Below are 15,976 nucleotides of genomic sequence, written 5' to 3'. Positions count from 1 at the left end.
GGTGCAGTGTCACCGTAGCCGGTCTGCGGCGACCCGACGTACCCCGACGGGCTCGCCACATTAGGGTCGATGCCGTGAGCAGCGCAGCCCCCACGGCCCCCGACGCCGCCCCTGAGCAGGCCTTCCGCCTCGCCGACCGGGTCAACCGCCGACCTCGGGCCGTCCGGCTGCTGGCCGCCGTCCACCGACACCGGGCGGACCTGCTGTTCGCTCTGGTCTGCGCGGTGCTGGCCGGCTGGCTCACCCACGGGCTGTGGCCCGATCCGGCTGGCCGCACCCTGGCGCTCAACCCGGAGGACCAGACACTCTACGAGTGGTTCCTGGCGGTCGACGCCCGCGCGTTGCTCGGCGACTTCGACCTGCTCACCAACCGGCTCAACGCCCCCGACGGGGTCAACCTGATGGCCAACACCACGGTGATCGCGCTCGGCGTCGTCTTCGCGCCGGTCACCCTGCTGCTGGGCGCGCCGGTCACCTTCGCGCTGCTCGCCGGCGCGAACCTCGCCGGCACCGCGCTCGCCTGGTACCTGCTGTTCCACCGGACGCTGCGCGCCCGCCGGCTCGCCGCCGCGCTCGGCGGAGGACTGTGCGGGTTCGGCCCTGGCATGGTCTCGCAGACCAACAGCCACCTGCACATGACCGCCCAGTGGCTGGTGCCGGTGATCGTCTGGCTGGTGGTCCGACTGCTGCGGGCATCGGACCCGGGGCCCGCGACACCCGACGGAACCGGTCGCACCCGGCCCGCCGGACCGGATCGTCGGCGGATGTTCACCTCCGCGGCGGGGCTGGCCGCGGCGGTCACCGCGCAGGTCTTCATCGGCGAGGAGGTGCTCTTCCTCGCCGCCGTCACGTTGCTGGTGATGGCGATCAGCTATGCCGTGGTGGACCGGGACCTGGCCCGACGGGCGCTGCCCGGCTTCGCCGGTGGGCTGGCTGTCGCCGCCGGGCTCGCCCTGCTGGTGCTCGGCTACCCGCTGTGGTTCCAGTTCGCCGGACCGCAGGGGGTCTCCGACGGGATGTTCACACCCGCCTACTTCTCAGCCGACCTGAGCAGTTGGTGGACGGTCTCCCCACTGTCGCTGGCCGGCAGCGGCGAATCCGCCCGGCTGACCACCGGCCCGGCCGAGTACAACACCTTCCTCGGCTGGCCTCTACTGCTCGTCACCGTGGCCTGCGCGATCTGGGCTGGGCGACGCCGGCTGGTCTTCGCCTGCGTCGTGGCGGGCCTGGTGATGGGTGCGCTCTCGCTCGGCCCGGAGGTGGTGCTCGACGGCACCCGGACCGCGCTTCCCGGCCCGTACGCCCTGATCGGCGGGCTACCCGTGGTGGACGGCGCGTTGCCGATGCGGTTCGCGCTGGCGTTGCTGCCGATCGTCGCGACGCTGCTGGTGCTGGCGGTCGACCGGGCTCTGCGCAGCACCGGTCGGGTGCGGCGGCTGGTGCCACTGGCCGTCGGCGTGGCGCTGCTGCCGATCTTCCCGAGCCCGCTGCCGACCGCCGAACGGCCTGCTGTGCCGGAGTTCATCACCGGCGGCCACTGGCGGCAGTGCGTACGCCCCGGCGGGGTGCTGGTTCCGGTGCCTCTGCCCACACCCAAGGAGCCCGGTCCGATGCGCTGGGCGACCGCCGCCGACGCCGGGTTCGGCCTGCCAGAAGGGTTCTTCATCGGCCCGTACGGGCGGGGCGGCACCGCCGCGATGGGCACCTTCAAGCAGCCCACCTCCGCTCTGCTGGCGGACGTCGCACGGCGCGGCGACCAACCGGCCATCGGCGACGAGCAACGCCGACAGGCCGCGAGGGACGTCGACTTCTGGGGCGCTTCCTGCGTGGCACTGCCAGCCAACGCCCCGCACGCAGAAAGCCTGCGCGCCACCCTGGAGCAGCTCTACGGCCCAGCAACCCGAATAGCCGACGCCTGGACCTGGCGCGTCTGACGCCCCTCGTGCGAGCCTGCTGCCCCCCCCCCCGCACCCACCCGGGTCGATCATGCAGTCGTGGTGGGTGACAAAGCGCCCGCCGTGGAACCAAACCGGCACCACAACTCCATGATCGGCAGAGTGGGGGAAAGTGGGGGACCTTGCCGGCGCAGGAAAGGGCCCCTCCCGACCGGGAGGGGCCCTTTTGTAGACCTGAGATCAGACGCGGGGTGCACCGACTGGCTGGGACGCCTCGACGAACTCCTCGCGCGGGTCGTGCAGCTGCCCCAGGGCAACCACCTCACGCTTGAGGACGAACGCCAGCGTCCAGTCCACGACCACGCGGACCTTGCGGTTGAACGACGGGATCCGGCTCATGTGGTACGTCCGGTGCATGACCCAGGCCGGCCAGCCGGTCATCTTGATCCCGTACACCTGGGCGACGCCCTTGTGCAGGCCGAGGCTCGCGACGCTGCCGACGTGCTTGTGCTTGTAGTTGACCGGCTCGCGGCCCCGGATCACGGCCGTGATGTTGTCGGCCATCCGGGCGGCCTGACGCACCGCGTGCTGCGCGCTCGGCGAGCAGAAGTTGCCCGGCTCCTTGGTGAGGTCCGGCACGGCGGCGCAGTCGCCGGCGCTCCACGCGCCCTCGACCACCCGGTCGCCGTCGACCACCTGGAGAGTGGGCAGGCAGGTGATCCGCCGACGGTCGTCGCGCGGCAAGTCGGTCGCGTCCAGCATCGGCGAGGGCTTCACGCCAGCCGTCCACACGATCGTGTCGGACCGGAAGCTGTCACCGTCGGAGAGCTTGACCACCCCGTCGACGCAGGACTCGAGCCGGGTGTCCAGCCGAATGTCCATGTTCCGCTTCAGCAACTGCTGGACGGTGTAGGCGCCCATGTCCCGGTCGACCTCGGGCAGCACCCGCTGGGTGGCCTCGACCAGCACCCAGCGAACCTCGTCCTGCTTGAGCTCGGGGTAGTAGCGCAGGGCGTCGCGAGCCATGTCCTCCATCTCGGCGAGCGCCTCGATGCCGGCGTACCCACCGCCGACGAAGGTGAAGGTCAGCGCCGAACGGCGGACGTCCGGGTCCGGCGTGGCGGCAGCCACGTCGAGGCGGTCCAGCACATGGTTGCGCAGGTAGATCGCCTCACCGATGGTCTTGAACCCGATGCCCTGCTCGTGCAGGCCGGGAATCGGCAGGGTGCGGGAGACCGAGCCCGGGGCCACGATCACGTGGTCGTACGTGATCTCTCGGGCCGGGCCGCTGATCGGCTGCACGGTGGCGACCTTGCGGTCGTGCTCGATCCGCGTGACCGTGCCGGCCACCAACTTGCACCGGCGCAACTCCTGCCGCAGGGGCACCACGGAGTGCCGCGGGGAGATGTTGCCCGCCGCCGCCTCCGGCAGGAACGGCTGATAGGTCATGTGCGGCTGGGGGTCAACCACCATGACCTCAGCCTCACGGGAGCTGAGCTTCTTCGACAGGCGCAGGGCGGCGTACAGACCGACATGCCCGGCACCAACCACAAGGATCCGCTTCGGATTCACGTCATCTATCTTTCCCCGGCCGGCTCAGGTAATCCCGCTCGCGCCCCCCATCTGTGACGGAGCACAACCCGTGTGACCTGCGTAACCCTCATGTCACAGCGGTCACCGGCGCCGCAGCAGCCAGCCCAGCAACGCTGCCGTCCCCACGGCCACCACCAGCCCCAGCACTGTCACCCACTGGTATCCGGCCTCCCCGCCCATGCCGGCGGCCTGCAACAACAGCACCCCCAGCACGGCGGTGCCCAGCAGGACAGCGGCCGACCGCGACAACCACCGGGTGATCAACTCGGGGTCCACCACCGCGTCGTAGGGCAACAGCGCGGCCAGCGCGCAGAGCGTGTGCGCCAGATAGAGCAGGGCGGCGAGGGCGAGCAGCCGCCAGAGGGCGACCGGGCGGCCGTACCCGTCGGTGGCGAGCAGCCAGCCACCGACCGTGACCAACGCCGTGAAGGTCGCCCAGATCCGGCGCGGACCGAAAGCCGGCATCAGCGCCGCCACCCCCAGAAAGAGGGCCGGCCGACCGGGAAGCACCTCGGCGGGGAACGCCAGGGCGAACCCGGCAAACACGGTGACGAAGATCCCGACCCGAACCAGAAGCGGGACGGCGCTGATGCGGGCGACAGCGTTCTGGGCCGCCCGAACCCGCCCAGTGACGGCGTCGATCATCTGCGCCTGCCCTCGTTCGCGACTGCGGGGCTCGCAAGCTCACTCCTCGCGCTCACCGGCCACCCACCCTTGGTGCCGTCGCCAACCGGGCCACGTCCCGCAGCACCTGGTCCAGACTGCCGGCGCCGGCCCAGGGCACCACGGGTACGCCGTGCTCCCGGAGCTGCCCGATCATGACCTCGCGATCCAGGCGCCACAGCCGGTACGCCACCTCGGCCCAGCCCCGGTCCTTGGGCGACGGCAGGTCGGTCGGCAACGTGTCGACCGCCACCACGAACCGCCCGGCGCGGGCCAACCGGGCGAGCATCTGTGCCGACCGTTCGTCCAGCAGCGGGGTGAGCACCACCACCAGCGCGTCCGAGGACAGCAGTTGCGGGCCGAACACCTGGTCGTACGGCTCGTGCGAGGACGAATGGACGGAGACGTCGAGCAGCCACTCCAGGACGGTCAGGTACTGCCGACGACCGGCGGCCGGACGCAGCCGGCGGGCTGCCGGCCCGTACTCCAGCAGGGAGACCCGGTCGCCGCGGTGCAGATAGTGCTCGGCGATCGCGGCGGTGGCTCGGACGGTGGTGTCCAGCACCGAGGCGGCGCCGCCGACCCCACCGGAGCGGCCCGCCTCGGCGAGCACGTCGAGCAGCACCACCACCTCCGCGTCGCGGTCGGACAGGGTGGCCGCCACGTGCAACTGCCGGGCGCGCAACGACACCCGCCAGTCGATGCGGCGCAGCCGGTCCCCGGGCCCGAAGATCCGTACGCCGGCCAGCTCGCCGCCCTCACCGGGCCGGCGGGAGTGGTGCGCCCCGACCAGACCCGCGGCGCGGGGCATCGCCTCCACCGCTTCGAACGGCTCGGTACGCGGGTATACCCGCACCCGGACCGGCTCGGTGATCACCGCCCGGGAGACCAGCAGGCCGCCTGCCGTGGCGACCCGAGCGCCGGCCGGGCCGACCGGGTGCCGACCCCAGCGCAGTGCACGGCCGGCCAGTTCCAGGTCCACAGCCGTTCCGGCGGGCACCGATGTCACGAACGGCCGGTCGGCGACGGAACGGCCCGTGCCGCTGGCCGGAGCCTCTCCTCCGGTCGACGTCGAAGCGGACGGTGACGCGTCGCCGACGCCCTCGTCCCGGGCGAAGCCGGCCCGGGCGATCCGCAGCCACGGCGACACGCGGGACCTCACCACCACCAGGTCGTAGTCGATCGCGTCCGGGTTGCCGACGCTCACCGCCGCCGTCACGTCGCCGCCCTCGACCAGCGACCCGCCCGCACCCGGGGTGATCCACACCTGCGGCAGCGCCGTGGGTCGTCGACGCAGCGCGTACGCGGTGCCCAGCGCGAACGGGGCGGCCAGCACGATGAGGTCGACCCGCCCCAGCAGCACCCCGGCCACCAGCAGCAGGCCGGCGAGCAGCACCGCCCGACCGAGCGCCGGGGTGGGTGCCCAGCCGGCAGCCGGGGCCGGCTCGGTGGCTTTCGGCACGGTCGGTCCGGTCATCAGCGCCGGGCCCGCCGGCGGCGTAGCTGGGCAGCGCGCCACTGGCCGGGGCGGGGGTCGCCTCCAGCACCTCGCCGACCACGAACGCCGGGTCGACCCGGCGCAACCACATCTCCGGGCGCAGGGTGATCCGGTGGGCCAGGGCGGGCGCCGCCACCTCCTTGACGTCCTCCGGCACCACGTAGTCCCGTCCGCCGAACACCGCGCGGACCCGGGCCAGCAGCAGCAGCGCCAGCGAACCGCGAGGCGAGGCTCCGACCAGCACCGACGGGTGCTCACGGGTGGCTGCGGTGAGGGACACGATGTAGCGACCGATGGAGTCCTCCACCACCACGTCCTCCAGGGCGGCCTGCATGGACCGCAACGTGGTCGCGTCTACCACCGCCTTGATGTCCGCCTCCTCGCGCCGACGGCTCATCCGACGGCGCAGCACCTCCCACTCCTCTTCGTGCTGCGGGTAACCGAAGGAGACCCGCAGAAGGAACCGGTCCAGTTGCGCCTCGGGCAGCGGGTAGGTGCCCTCGTACTCGATGGGGTTGGCGGTGGCCAGCACGTGGAACGGCTCGTCCAGCTTGTAGGTCACCCCCTCCACCGAAACCTGCTTCTCCTGCATCGCCTCCAGCAGCGCGGACTGGGTCTTCGGCGGCGTCCGGTTGATCTCGTCGGCGAGGAGCAGGTTGGTGAAGACCGGGCCGGCCCGGAAGGTGAAGTCGCCGTTGCGCTGGTCGTAGAGGAACGAGCCGGTGACGTCGGCGGGGAGCAGGTCGGGGGTGAACTGCAACCGGCGGAAATCCAACCCGAGCGCCTGGGCGAACGAGCGTGCGGTGAGCGTCTTGCCCAGCCCCGGCAGGTCCTCCAGAAGCACGTGCCCGCCCGCGAGGATGCCGGCGAGGACCAGCTCCAGCGCGTCCCGTTTGCCGACCACGACGGTGCCGACCGCGTCCAGGACCGCCCGAGCCAGGTGGCCGACCTCGGCGGGGGCAATGCTCCGGTCCACGTCGTTCATCAGATCTTCTCCAGTTCGGCGACGATCACCGCGAGGTCGCGCGGCGACGGGGTGCGGCGAGGCGGGGTCGCCAGGAACGTCCACAGCCGGTCACCCAGCAGGACGCGGGCGCGGGCCGGATCCGACTCACGGGTGACGCCGTGCTTCAGGCGCATCCGCTCGTCGGCCAGTTCACCGATCCGGGGCAGGACCACCTCGGTGAAACGTTCGAGTCGGGTGTTGGACCAGTCCAGCGGCAATTCCCAACGATTGATCGCGCCACGCAGCGCGTCCCGGGCACCCCAGTTGTAGCTGCCGTCCTCCTCGCCCGTCCCGACCCGGCGACCCGGCGGCGGCGGGGGTGGCGGCGCGAGCAGTGCGGTGATCCGGCGCACCGCCAGGACGGCGAGCACCCCGGCGATCAGTACGGGCAGCGAGATCTGGAGGCCGACCGCGCGGAGGCCAACGATCAGCACCGCGACAACCCCGGCGGCCCACGCGAGCGAGCGCACCACCGGGCCCCACCGGGATCTGCGCGCCTGCGGGCCCTCCGGCGCGGCCTCCTCCTCGAATGCGAGCAGGTCGTCGATGCTGGTGCTGCTGCTCATGGGGTCACCACCGCGGTGAGCTCTCCACGCAGCCGGCGTAGCGCGGCGCGCGCCTGGTCGCGGGTGCTCTCGCCGACCGGGCGGGTGGCGTACCGGGCCTCCCGGTAGACGTGCGCGAACTCGGCCAGAACGTCCGTGCTGACGATCGCTGGCACCCCGGCCGCCGGGTCACCGCGTAGCAGCCGGCTGACCAGGTCGGTGGGGGTGTCTCCGGTGAGCCGTGGAACACCGGCAGCGGCGGCGGCCTCTTCCAGTCGCACCCAGCAGGCGATCACCGCCACCCGGGGGTCGGTGTCCCGGTCGTCGAGCTCCACCAGGCCGGCATCGAGGGCTGCGACCACCTCGCGGGCGGTGCCCTCGGCGGTACGCCGGGCCCGCTGCGCCGGCAGCGTCCGGGTGGTGCGGCGCAGCGCGCCCCGGATCAGGACCCAGGTGAGGTAACCGAGAGCGGCGAGGATGGCCAGCCCGAGCAACACCATCGCCACGGTCCCGATCCACTGCGGGATGTTCGCCTGGGTGGCCTCGCCGGCGTCGCGTGGCTCGACCGGAATCGACGGCGGCGGCTCGGCCGTCGGGTACTCGGGAACCCAGGGAACGTTGTCCGCGGCTGGCGGGATCCGGCTGGCCCCGATCGACGAGTGGGCCGACGCCAGCGCGGCACCGGCGAGCAGTGCGGCGACCGCGCCCACCGGCCACCACCGGCGGAGCAGGCCGAGCGCCGGGCGCAGCACCCCCGTCTCGGCGGCCGGGGACGGCGTGGGCGGGCGTGTTCCGTCTGTCATCGCCACCGCCCCACGCGTGTCTCAGTCCACTCCGGCCAGCTGCTTAGCCTGGCCGAAGACGTCGTCCAGCATTCCTGGTGTCAGCCGCCCGGTGAAGGTGTTCTGCTGGCTGACGTGGTAGCAGCCCAGCAAGTCCGGAGCGCCCGTGCCGGACCAGTGTGCCCCATGGCCGAACGCCGGTCGCGGGCTGGGCGGGCGCTGCCCGTACACCTCACGTAGCACCGGCCACCACGCGGCCCAGGCGAATGCGCCCAGCGCGACCACGACCCGCAGCGTGGGCCGGATCAGCGTGACCTCACGATGGACCCAGGGTGCGCAATTGTCCCGCTCCTGCGGGGTCGGTTTGTTGTCCGGAGGCGCACACCTGACGGCGGAGAAGATCCGGATGTCCCGCAGCGCGAGGCCGTCGTCGGCGGCGACGCTGGTCGGCTGGTTGGCCAGCCCGGCCCGGTGCAGCGCGGCGAACAGCACGTCGCCCGACCGATCACCGGTGAAGATCCGGCCGGTGCGGTTACCACCGTGTGCGGCGGGTGCCAGCCCGAGGATGGCGATCCGCGCGTCGCCGGTGCCGAAGCCCGGCACCGGCCGGCCCCAGTATTCCTGGTCGCGGAACGCGGCCCGACGGGTGCGGGCAACGTCCTCCCGCCATTGGACCAGGCGCGGGCAGGCAAAACAGTTGCTCACCGCCACGTCGAGGTCGGCCAGGTCGGTCGCCCGCGCTGCGCGGGCGACCACCTGCTCGGGGGTACGGGACTCAGCCAAGCTTGGCCCGGAAGAGTTCCAGGGTGCGGGCCCAGGCGCTGGCGGCGGCGCGCTGGTCGAACGCCTCTGGCCGGTCGTCGTTGAAGAAGGCGTGCGAGGTGCCCGGGTAGTCGTAGAGGTTGCAGTTACCGCCGGCCTCCTCGATGGCCCGGCGGGCGCTTTGTACGCCCTCGGCGGCCGAGGTGCCGTCCTCTTCGGAGCAGTGGATGACCGCGGCCTTGCCGGCGTAGTCGACCCAGTCGGGGCGCATCGACTCCCAGGGCAACACGGGATAGAAACCGGCGGTGGCGACGATCCGCTCCGAGATGGTGGCCGACCACAGGGCCAGGCTGCCACCGGCGCAGAAACCCACGGCACCGACCTTGCCGGTGACCTCCGGCCGCCCCGCGAGATAGTCGGCCGCGCCGGCGATGTCCTTCGCCGCCTCGTCCATCCGCATCGCCATCAACAGCCGCTGCGCCTCGTCCGGCTCGCTGGTCGTCTCACCGTGGTAGAAGTCCGGGGCGAGGGCGACGAAGCCGGCCTCGGCGAACCGGTCCGCCACCGACCGGATGTGCGGAACCAGGCCCCACCACTCCTGGATGACGATGACTGCGGGACTGGCCATGCCGCTGGCGGGTATCGCGAGATACCCCTCGCTCGTGCCCCCGTTGCTGCGGTAGCTCACCATCTCGCCCATGGGCTGTCCTCCTAGCGGTCAGTCATCGTTGGCTGGTCGCCCAGTGGTCCTACGTGCCGGTAGCCTGCCATGCCGCGCCGCCGCCGGGAAGACGCCGGAACAGTGGCATTCACCTCCTGTTCGCCCGCCGGTGACTCCGGGTACGTCGACGGCGGCGGGGTTCGCTCCCGCCGCCGTCAATGCTGATCTACCGCCCCGGTCAGACCTTCTTGGTCAAGCAGAGCACATAGCCCGTCTTGCCCGGCTCGATGCTGGAGAAGATGTAGCCCTCTTCGTTCTCCTTGAAGTACTGATTGCAGGTGGTGTCGGCCTTGGCCTGGGCCTCGGTCTGGTCATCCAGCCGACCGACCACCGTGTACGCCGCGTCGGTGGAGGTGCACTCCACGACCTTGGCGCTGTCGACCTTCTCCTGCTCGGTGCCGCGGATCTCGGGTAGCTCGGCGATGCAGTCACCGGTCTTGGCGGCGGCGGTCTCGTCCTTGTTGAAGTAGTCGCCGATCGCCGAGGCGATGCCGAACTTCAGGCCGGCGACGACGACGATTGCGAGGATCGCGCCAACGATGCCGAGGGCCTTCTTTGCACCGGACTTCTTCGCCTCCGGCGCGGCCGCCTCGGGCTCGACCGGCTGCGGCGCGACCGCCTGCGGCGCGGCCGCCTCGGGCTCGGCCGGCTGCGGCGCGGCCGGCTCCGGTTCGGCCGCTTGCGGCGTCTCGACGGCCGGCGGGGATGGTGCGGCGTCGGGCGCGGGGGGCGGTGCGACCTGCTCTGACACGGGGGTTCCTTCCGAGGGGTTGATGAGCAGACGACACCGTAACGATCATTGATTTCCGGTGCCGTCCCGCTCGCCTCGTCCGTTCAGCTATTTCCCAGCTTCGTGCACATGATCGAATTCACACCGTGGTTCAGCTCGTCGGGGTTGGCGTCGGTGCGTCGCTCGGCGTCGCGGTTGGGCCTGCCGTGGGCTGGCCGGTGGCCGTCGGCGCCGGCGTTCCGGTCGGACCGGGTGGGGTGCTCGGGCCCGGCGTGCTGCGCGGATCCGGCACGGTGGTGGGCGGCGTGGGTGGAAGGGGCGCGCCCGGGGCGCGAGGCCCGAAGGGCGCCTGCTCGGGGCAGTACGGGTACGCCCGCAGCGACGGCTTGCCATAGGCGTCTTCTGAGCAGTCCGGATAGCCGAGCCGGATCGGACTGCCGTTCTGGTCGAAGAGCCGGGCATTCTCCACCAGCCGGCCCTCACTGTCGTAGACGAAGACGTCCCGCACCCGGTCGTACTGGCTGTCGACCGAGGTCTGGTCGTAGCCGTAGTCGCCGTAACGCATCCGGTCCTCCGCCTGCATCAGAGCGGCGAACGCGAAGACCACCAGCACCGCGCTGCCCACCTGCACGGCCGAGCGTGGCCAGCGGGTCAACCGCCCGGAGCGGCGGCCGATCCAGATGGAGGCGAGCACGAAGCCGACCAGCATGATCAGGCCGGCGAGCAACTCGCCACCGAACCTCGGCAGCAGCCCGAAGCTGCCGCCGGTGCTGATCACGGTGACCAGCATCGCCGCCAGATAGCCGCGCAGCACCCACCAACCCGGGCGCAGCAACCGGAGGAAGTCGCTGGCCGTCGCGTACCCCAGGGGTGGGCCGAACCGCACATCGATCGCGCGCAGCCGGCTGCGGACCCGGACCACCGCGGTCGCGACCCGCTGGTCAAGGTTGCGCGCACCGCCCGGGGCGGCGCCGGCCGCGGCACGCAGCTCGGCGGCGTAGGTCTCGGGCTCGCCCAGCCGCTCGACGAGAGTGCCCTCGGCCTCGGCGGCGACCTCGGTGAGGTGGTCGGCAAGATCCTCGGTCAGCTCGTCACGTTGCGTGGTCGGCAGGTCGGCCAGAGCGGCCCGCACCCGCGCCACGTAGTCGATGATCTCCTGCTCCGCGACGGTCATGCCGCCATCCCCCGATCGTCGAGCAGACTGTCCATGGTCGTGGCGAACGAGCGCCAGAGCTTGCCGGAGCGGGTCAACTGGTCACGCCCCGCGGCATTCAGTGAGTAGTACTTACGGTGCGGCCCGGATTCGCTCGGCACGACGTAGGTGGTGAGCAGGCCAGCGGCGAAGAGGCGGCGCAGCGTCCCGTAGACCGACGCGTCGCCGACCTCCTCCAGGCCGGCCTCGCGCAGCCGGCGCAGGATGTCGTAACCGTAGCCGTCCTCCTCCCGGAGCACGGCCAGGACGGCCATATCGAGCACGCCCTTCAGCAACTGTGTGGTGTCCACGCATTGCACACTACTGCGTAATGCGTAATAGCGTCAACGAATCCACCCCGACGCGCCGACGCGCGAGCCCGGCAGAGCGCGGACGTTGATCGACACGAGATCAGCGATAGCGGGGTTTCCAGACCAGCGGGACACCCCGACTTTCAGGAAACCGAGTCGATCAACGCCGAGCTAGTTCGAGGCCGACTGGAGGCTCCAGGCGATGCCGTCGAGGATGTCGTGCTCCGAGGCAACCACCGACGGCATCCCGGCGCGTTCCATGATCACTCGAAGCACCAGCGCGCCCGCGCCGATCACGTCGGCCCGGCCCGGGTGCATGACCGGGGTCGCCAACCGCTGTTCACGGGTCTGACCCAGTAGGTCCCCGGTCACCTGGGCGACCGCCTCGTACGAGACCCGGGCGTGGTGGATGCGCTCCGGGTCGTACTCCCGCAGGCCCTGAGCGATGGCGACCACGGTGGTGACCGACCCGGCGAGGCCGACCAGGGTGGCCGCCTCGCGGCCGGGCACCACGGCGAGCGCGCGGTCCACCGCGGCCGCGATGTCGGCCTGCGCCGCCGCGACCTGCTCGGGCGTCGGCGGGTCGCCGGGCAGGTGCCGTTCGGTCATCCGGACACAGCCGATGTCCACCGAGATCGCCGCGCGTACCCCGTCGGCCCGGTCACCGACCACGAATTCGGTGGAACCGCCGCCGATGTCGACGACCAGAAACGGCTCCTTCGCGTCGGCCGGCAGCCCGCGCACCGCGCCGGTGAACGACAGCCGGGCCTCCTCGTCGCCGGTGACCACCTCGGGTGCGACACCGAGGGTGCGCTGCACCATCTCGGTGAAGTCGGCGGCGTTGGCCGCGTCCCGGGAGGCGGAGGTGGCGCACATCCGCACCCGCTCCGCGCCCAGCTTCTCGATGTCGGCGGCGTACGACGCCAGCGCCACCCGGGTCCGTTCGATCGCCTCCGGGGCCAGCCGGCCGGTGCGGTCCACTCCCTGCCCGAGCCGGACGATTTCCATCCGTCGGGTCAGGTCGACCAGCGGCGCCTGCGACCCGGCCGATTCCTCGGGCAGGTCGGCGACCAGCAGTCGGATCGAGTTGGTTCCGCAGTCGATGGCCGCCACACGCGTCGTCACGGCAGCAACCTTACGGCAGGACGGGCGGGTACCCGGCGTCCTGCCCGACCGACGGCCACGCCTCGGACGGGTCGCCTGACGGGCCTCCCAACAGGCCCGCTCCGAGCGCGGTCAGGTGATGACGGACGGCCCCGCCCTCCCGCTCGCTGGCCACCAGACCGGCGGCCCGCAGGGCGGTGGCGTGCTCCGAGGCCGAGGAGAGACTGATCCCGACGGCTTGGGACAACACGGTGGTGGTCAACCCGCCTTCGGCCGCCAGCCGGCGCAGCACCAGTGCCCGGGTGGCGCCGAGCAGACGGCCGAGGGCATCACCCCCGGCAGTGGCCCCGCGCGGAGGCATCGCCGCCGGGTAGACGAGCAGGATCGGGTGACCCGGCTCGACCAGCACCCGGGGTCGAGGCCCGGCCAGTGGGGAGGGCAGCAGGATGAGCCCGTGGCCGGTGCCGGGCAGGTCCCCGCCCCACCACGTCCGCACCTCCAGCACCGGCTCGCGCCACCGGATCGCCGGGTGCAACCCCGCGAAGAGGCCAGCCAGACCTTGCTGCGCCAGCCGCTGGCTGGCGCAGGTCACCTGCTGACGGTACGCGAACATCAGATCGGGCCAGTGCGGCGCGAGGACGGCGTCGAACCAGGTCCGGATGGCCCCGCCGAACAGGTCGAGCACCTCCGGATCGGCGGCTGCGAACCGCCGCCGTAAAGGGGTGGCGGCGGTCGCGTCCGCGTACGCCGCGCTCACCTCGGCGCGTACCCGTCGTGCCGGGGTGGCCTGGATCGCCTCCAGACCGGCGGCGACCGACTCCAGGCCGTCGAAGGGGGTGACGAAATCCGGCAGGCGCCCACGGTCGGGCAGCAGGTGCCGCAGGATCGCGGTGGCGGCCTGCGCGGCCCCCGTGCCCTCGACCGCCGCAGCCCGCTCGGCCAGTGCCGGTGCCATCGCCGCGACCGTGGGATCCCGCAGCCACTGACCCGCCAGGAGTGCGGTGCCGACCGGGTGTAGCCGGTCGGCGAACCGCACCCGGCAGAGGTCTGCGGGCCCGAGCTGGAGGCGAAGCATGAGGGTCAGCCTGCCTCCCTTCGCCCAGGACCGAAAGGGTTGATCCCCACGCGGCCCACCTCCAGTGTGGACGGCGGGGTCGACGGGGGGTGGCCGGCATGCGGCGGACGGTGGCAGTGTTGACGGGGCTCTGCCTCATTGTCGTGGCTGCGGCCTGTGGTGAGCGGGGGCAACCCTCGTCGGCCCCGCCGGCCACACCGTCGGCGTCGAGCGAACGCCCGGCGCCGGGCGACCATCTGCTCACTCTGGAGCACAACGGGGCGGACCGCACCTACCTGTTGCACGCATCGCCCGGGTACGACCCGAACCGGTCGTCCGCCCTGGTCATCGCGCTGCACTTCTACCCCGGATCCGGCGCCTCGATGCAAGAGTTGGCGGGCCTGGACGCGAAGGCCGACAAGGACAACGTGCTGGTCGCCTACCCCGACGGGGTGGGCGGCGGCTTCAACGCGCTGATCTGCTGCGGCAGTCAGGACGACGTCGGCTTCCTCACCGCCCTCACCGACCACCTGGTGCAGACCTGGCGTGCGGACCCCAACCGGGTCTTCCTCACCGGCATCTCGAACGGCGGCGACATGAGCTTCCGGGCGGCGGTCGAGGGCGCGGGTAAGTTCGCCGCGATCGGGGTCGTCAGTGGCGGTTACAGCGGAACACTGACCACCGCTGAGAGCTTCGTGCCGAAGAGCCCGGTCTCCGTGATCACCTTCATTGGTGGCCAGGACCGGTACGCCTCGACCTTCCAAACCGGCATGCAGACCTGGCAGCAGCGGCTCAACTGCCGGCCGAGCCCGAAGGCGTCCGGGGCGCCGGGGGTGACCCGGACACTGGCGAGTTGCGCGGACGGCAGCGAGGTCAGCGTCTACACCATTCCCGACATGGGCCACAGCTGGCCGGGGGCGACGTCCGGTCAGCTCGCCGCATCCGCCGCGGGTGTGTCGGCCACCGACCTGATGTGGGAGTTCTTCGCCGCGCACCCCCGGCGGGCCTGACTACAGGCGCAGCAACATCCGGGTGTTGCCCAACGTGTTCGGCTTGACCCTCTCCAGGTCCAGAAACTCGGCAACACCTTCGTCGTACGAGCGCAGCAGCTGCTCGTACACCGGTTGCGGCACCGGTGCACCGTCGATCTCCCGGAAGCCGAACGCGCCGAAGAACTGCGTCTCGAAGGTGAGCACGAAGATCCGCGCCACGCCCAACTCCCGGGCAGCGTCGATCAGCTCGCCGACCAGCCGGTGCCCGATCCGCCGGCCCCGACAGGACGGGTCCACGGCGACCGTACGGATCTCGGCCAGGTCCTCCCACATCACGTGCAGCGCGCCGCAGCCCACCACGGCGCCGTCCTCGGGGCGGACCGCCACCCGGAACTCCTGCACCTGCTCATAGAGGGTGACGGTGGCCTTGCTCAGCAGCCGCCGATCGTCGGTGTAGGTGTCGACCAGCCGCCGGATGCCCCGCACATCCCCGGTGCGGGCCCGCCGCACCAGGATCTGACTCTCGGGTGCCGAGGACTCTGCCTGCGCGCTCATTCGGCCGCCGGCACGTCCACGCACGGGCCAGCCGTCCACCAGGGCTCGACCAGCTCCAACGTCTCGTCGCCGAACGGGTTGACCCCGGGGCCGGCGCCCAGCGCGTGCCCCAGGTGCACGTGCAGGCACTTCACCCGGCCCGGCATGCCGCCGGCGGAGATGCCGGCGATCTCCGGCACCTCGCCGATCGCCTCCCGGCGGGCGAGGTAGTCCTCGTGCGCGGCACGGTAACGGGCGGCCAATTCGGGATCCGTCGTCAGCCGGTCCGCCATGTCCTTCATCAGCCCCGCCGACTCCAGCCGGCTGCACGCCGCGGTGGCCCGGGGGCAGGTCAGGTAGTACAGCGTCGGAAAGGGTGTGCCGTCGGCGAGGCGGGGAGTTGTCTCCACCGCGTCCGGAAGGCCGCACGGGCATCGGTGGGCAACCGCCCGAGTGCCACGGGGCGTCCGGCCGAGCTGCGCGGCCACCGCGGCCAGGTCGGCCTCGGTGGCTGGCTCACGCTGCGGCAGGGGTACGGAATCCGCCGCCGACTCGGACGGTGGTACGACAGTCACGGTGCCCATCTTTCCTGGT

16 protein-coding genes and 1 pseudogene are annotated in these 15,976 nt (G+C 71.9%); 2 read left to right on the top strand and 15 right to left on the bottom strand.

All coding sequences use genetic code 11. From position 1 onward, the window contains the following. Positions 1-74: 74 nt before the first annotated feature. On the top strand, positions 75-1,934 hold the full coding sequence (locus PCA76_RS04580; RefSeq protein WP_272615511.1) for a hypothetical protein: 1,860 nt from the start codon (positions 75-77) through the stop codon (positions 1,932-1,934). Between the two features lie 201 nt (positions 1,935-2,135). On the opposite strand, the gene PCA76_RS04575 is transcribed toward PCA76_RS04580, so the two are convergent. From PCA76_RS04575 to PCA76_RS04515, 13 genes and pseudogenes are all read right to left on the bottom strand, one after another. Beyond that, on the bottom strand, positions 2,136-3,467 hold the full coding sequence (locus PCA76_RS04575) for an NAD(P)/FAD-dependent oxidoreductase (protein WP_272615509.1): 1,332 nt from the start codon (positions 3,465-3,467) through the stop codon (positions 2,136-2,138). 102 nt (positions 3,468-3,569) lie between these two features. Next, complete coding sequence (locus tag PCA76_RS04570) at positions 3,570-4,130, bottom strand: hypothetical protein (RefSeq protein ID WP_442930240.1); 561 nt, start codon at positions 4,128-4,130, stop codon at positions 3,570-3,572. A 55-nt stretch (positions 4,131-4,185) separates the two neighbouring features. Next, entirely contained in the window at positions 4,186-5,628 is a 1,443-nt protein-coding gene (locus PCA76_RS04565; RefSeq protein ID WP_272615505.1) for a DUF58 domain-containing protein, read from the bottom strand. Between the two features lie 7 nt (positions 5,629-5,635). Continuing rightward, positions 5,636-6,634, bottom strand: a pseudogene (locus PCA76_RS04560) (AAA family ATPase); the annotation flags it as partial. Next, the gene (locus PCA76_RS04555) at positions 6,634-7,221 is read right to left on the bottom strand and encodes a hypothetical protein (RefSeq protein ID WP_272615503.1); all 588 of its coding nucleotides are present in this window, start codon (positions 7,219-7,221) and stop codon (positions 6,634-6,636) included. The pseudogene PCA76_RS04560 and the gene PCA76_RS04555, both read right to left, overlap by 1 nt. Beyond that, on the bottom strand, positions 7,218-8,003 hold the full coding sequence (locus tag PCA76_RS04550; protein ID WP_272615501.1) for a DUF4129 domain-containing protein: 786 nt from the start codon (positions 8,001-8,003) through the stop codon (positions 7,218-7,220). Before PCA76_RS04550 ends, PCA76_RS04555 begins: the two co-directional genes overlap by 4 nt. 21 nt (positions 8,004-8,024) lie before the next feature. After that, on the bottom strand, positions 8,025-8,765 hold the full coding sequence (locus PCA76_RS04545) for a uracil-DNA glycosylase (RefSeq protein ID WP_442930197.1): 741 nt from the start codon (positions 8,763-8,765) through the stop codon (positions 8,025-8,027). After that, on the bottom strand, positions 8,758-9,444 hold the full coding sequence (locus PCA76_RS04540; RefSeq protein ID WP_272615500.1) for a dienelactone hydrolase family protein: 687 nt from the start codon (positions 9,442-9,444) through the stop codon (positions 8,758-8,760). The genes PCA76_RS04545 and PCA76_RS04540 overlap by 8 nt, the downstream gene beginning before the upstream one ends. 199 nt (positions 9,445-9,643) lie before the next feature. Further along, complete coding sequence (locus PCA76_RS04535) at positions 9,644-10,216, bottom strand: LppU/SCO3897 family protein (RefSeq protein ID WP_272615498.1); 573 nt, start codon at positions 10,214-10,216, stop codon at positions 9,644-9,646. Between the two features lie 130 nt (positions 10,217-10,346). Continuing rightward, positions 10,347-11,369, bottom strand: a complete 1,023-nt coding sequence (locus PCA76_RS04530; RefSeq protein ID WP_272615496.1) for an HAAS signaling domain-containing protein — start codon at positions 11,367-11,369, stop codon at positions 10,347-10,349. Continuing rightward, a complete protein-coding gene (locus PCA76_RS04525) occupies positions 11,366-11,698 on the bottom strand; it encodes a PadR family transcriptional regulator (protein WP_030328782.1) in 333 nt (110 codons plus the stop codon). The genes PCA76_RS04530 and PCA76_RS04525 overlap by 4 nt, the downstream gene beginning before the upstream one ends. Positions 11,699-11,869: 171 nt before the next feature. Beyond that, a complete protein-coding gene (locus PCA76_RS04520; RefSeq protein WP_272619181.1) occupies positions 11,870-12,811 on the bottom strand; it encodes a Ppx/GppA phosphatase family protein in 942 nt (313 codons plus the stop codon). A gap of 22 nt (positions 12,812-12,833) precedes the next feature. Then, positions 12,834-13,877, bottom strand: a complete 1,044-nt coding sequence (locus PCA76_RS04515) for an ArsR/SmtB family transcription factor (protein ID WP_272615494.1) — start codon at positions 13,875-13,877, stop codon at positions 12,834-12,836. A 98-nt stretch (positions 13,878-13,975) separates the two neighbouring features. On the opposite strand from PCA76_RS04515, the gene PCA76_RS04510 reads away from it, so the two are divergent. Beyond that, positions 13,976-14,866, top strand: coding sequence for an alpha/beta hydrolase family esterase (locus PCA76_RS04510; RefSeq protein ID WP_272615493.1), 891 nt, complete (start codon positions 13,976-13,978; stop codon positions 14,864-14,866). Here the strand turns inward: PCA76_RS04510 and PCA76_RS04505 are convergent, their stop codons facing one another. Together PCA76_RS04505 and PCA76_RS04500 are read right to left on the bottom strand one after the other, a co-directional pair. Beyond that, entirely contained in the window at positions 14,867-15,403 is a 537-nt protein-coding gene (locus PCA76_RS04505) for an amino-acid N-acetyltransferase (RefSeq protein WP_272615491.1), read from the bottom strand. Continuing rightward, complete coding sequence (locus PCA76_RS04500; protein WP_272615489.1) at positions 15,400-15,957, bottom strand: DUF501 domain-containing protein; 558 nt, start codon at positions 15,955-15,957, stop codon at positions 15,400-15,402. Before PCA76_RS04500 ends, PCA76_RS04505 begins: the two co-directional genes overlap by 4 nt. Positions 15,958-15,976 lie beyond the last annotated feature (19 nt).

The organism is Micromonospora sp. LH3U1 (assembly GCF_028475105.1).
Classification (GTDB): Bacteria; Actinomycetota; Actinomycetes; order Mycobacteriales; family Micromonosporaceae; genus Micromonospora.
Note: the sequence above shows the minus strand (reverse complement) of the source record. Positions and strands in the feature narration are given on the sequence as shown.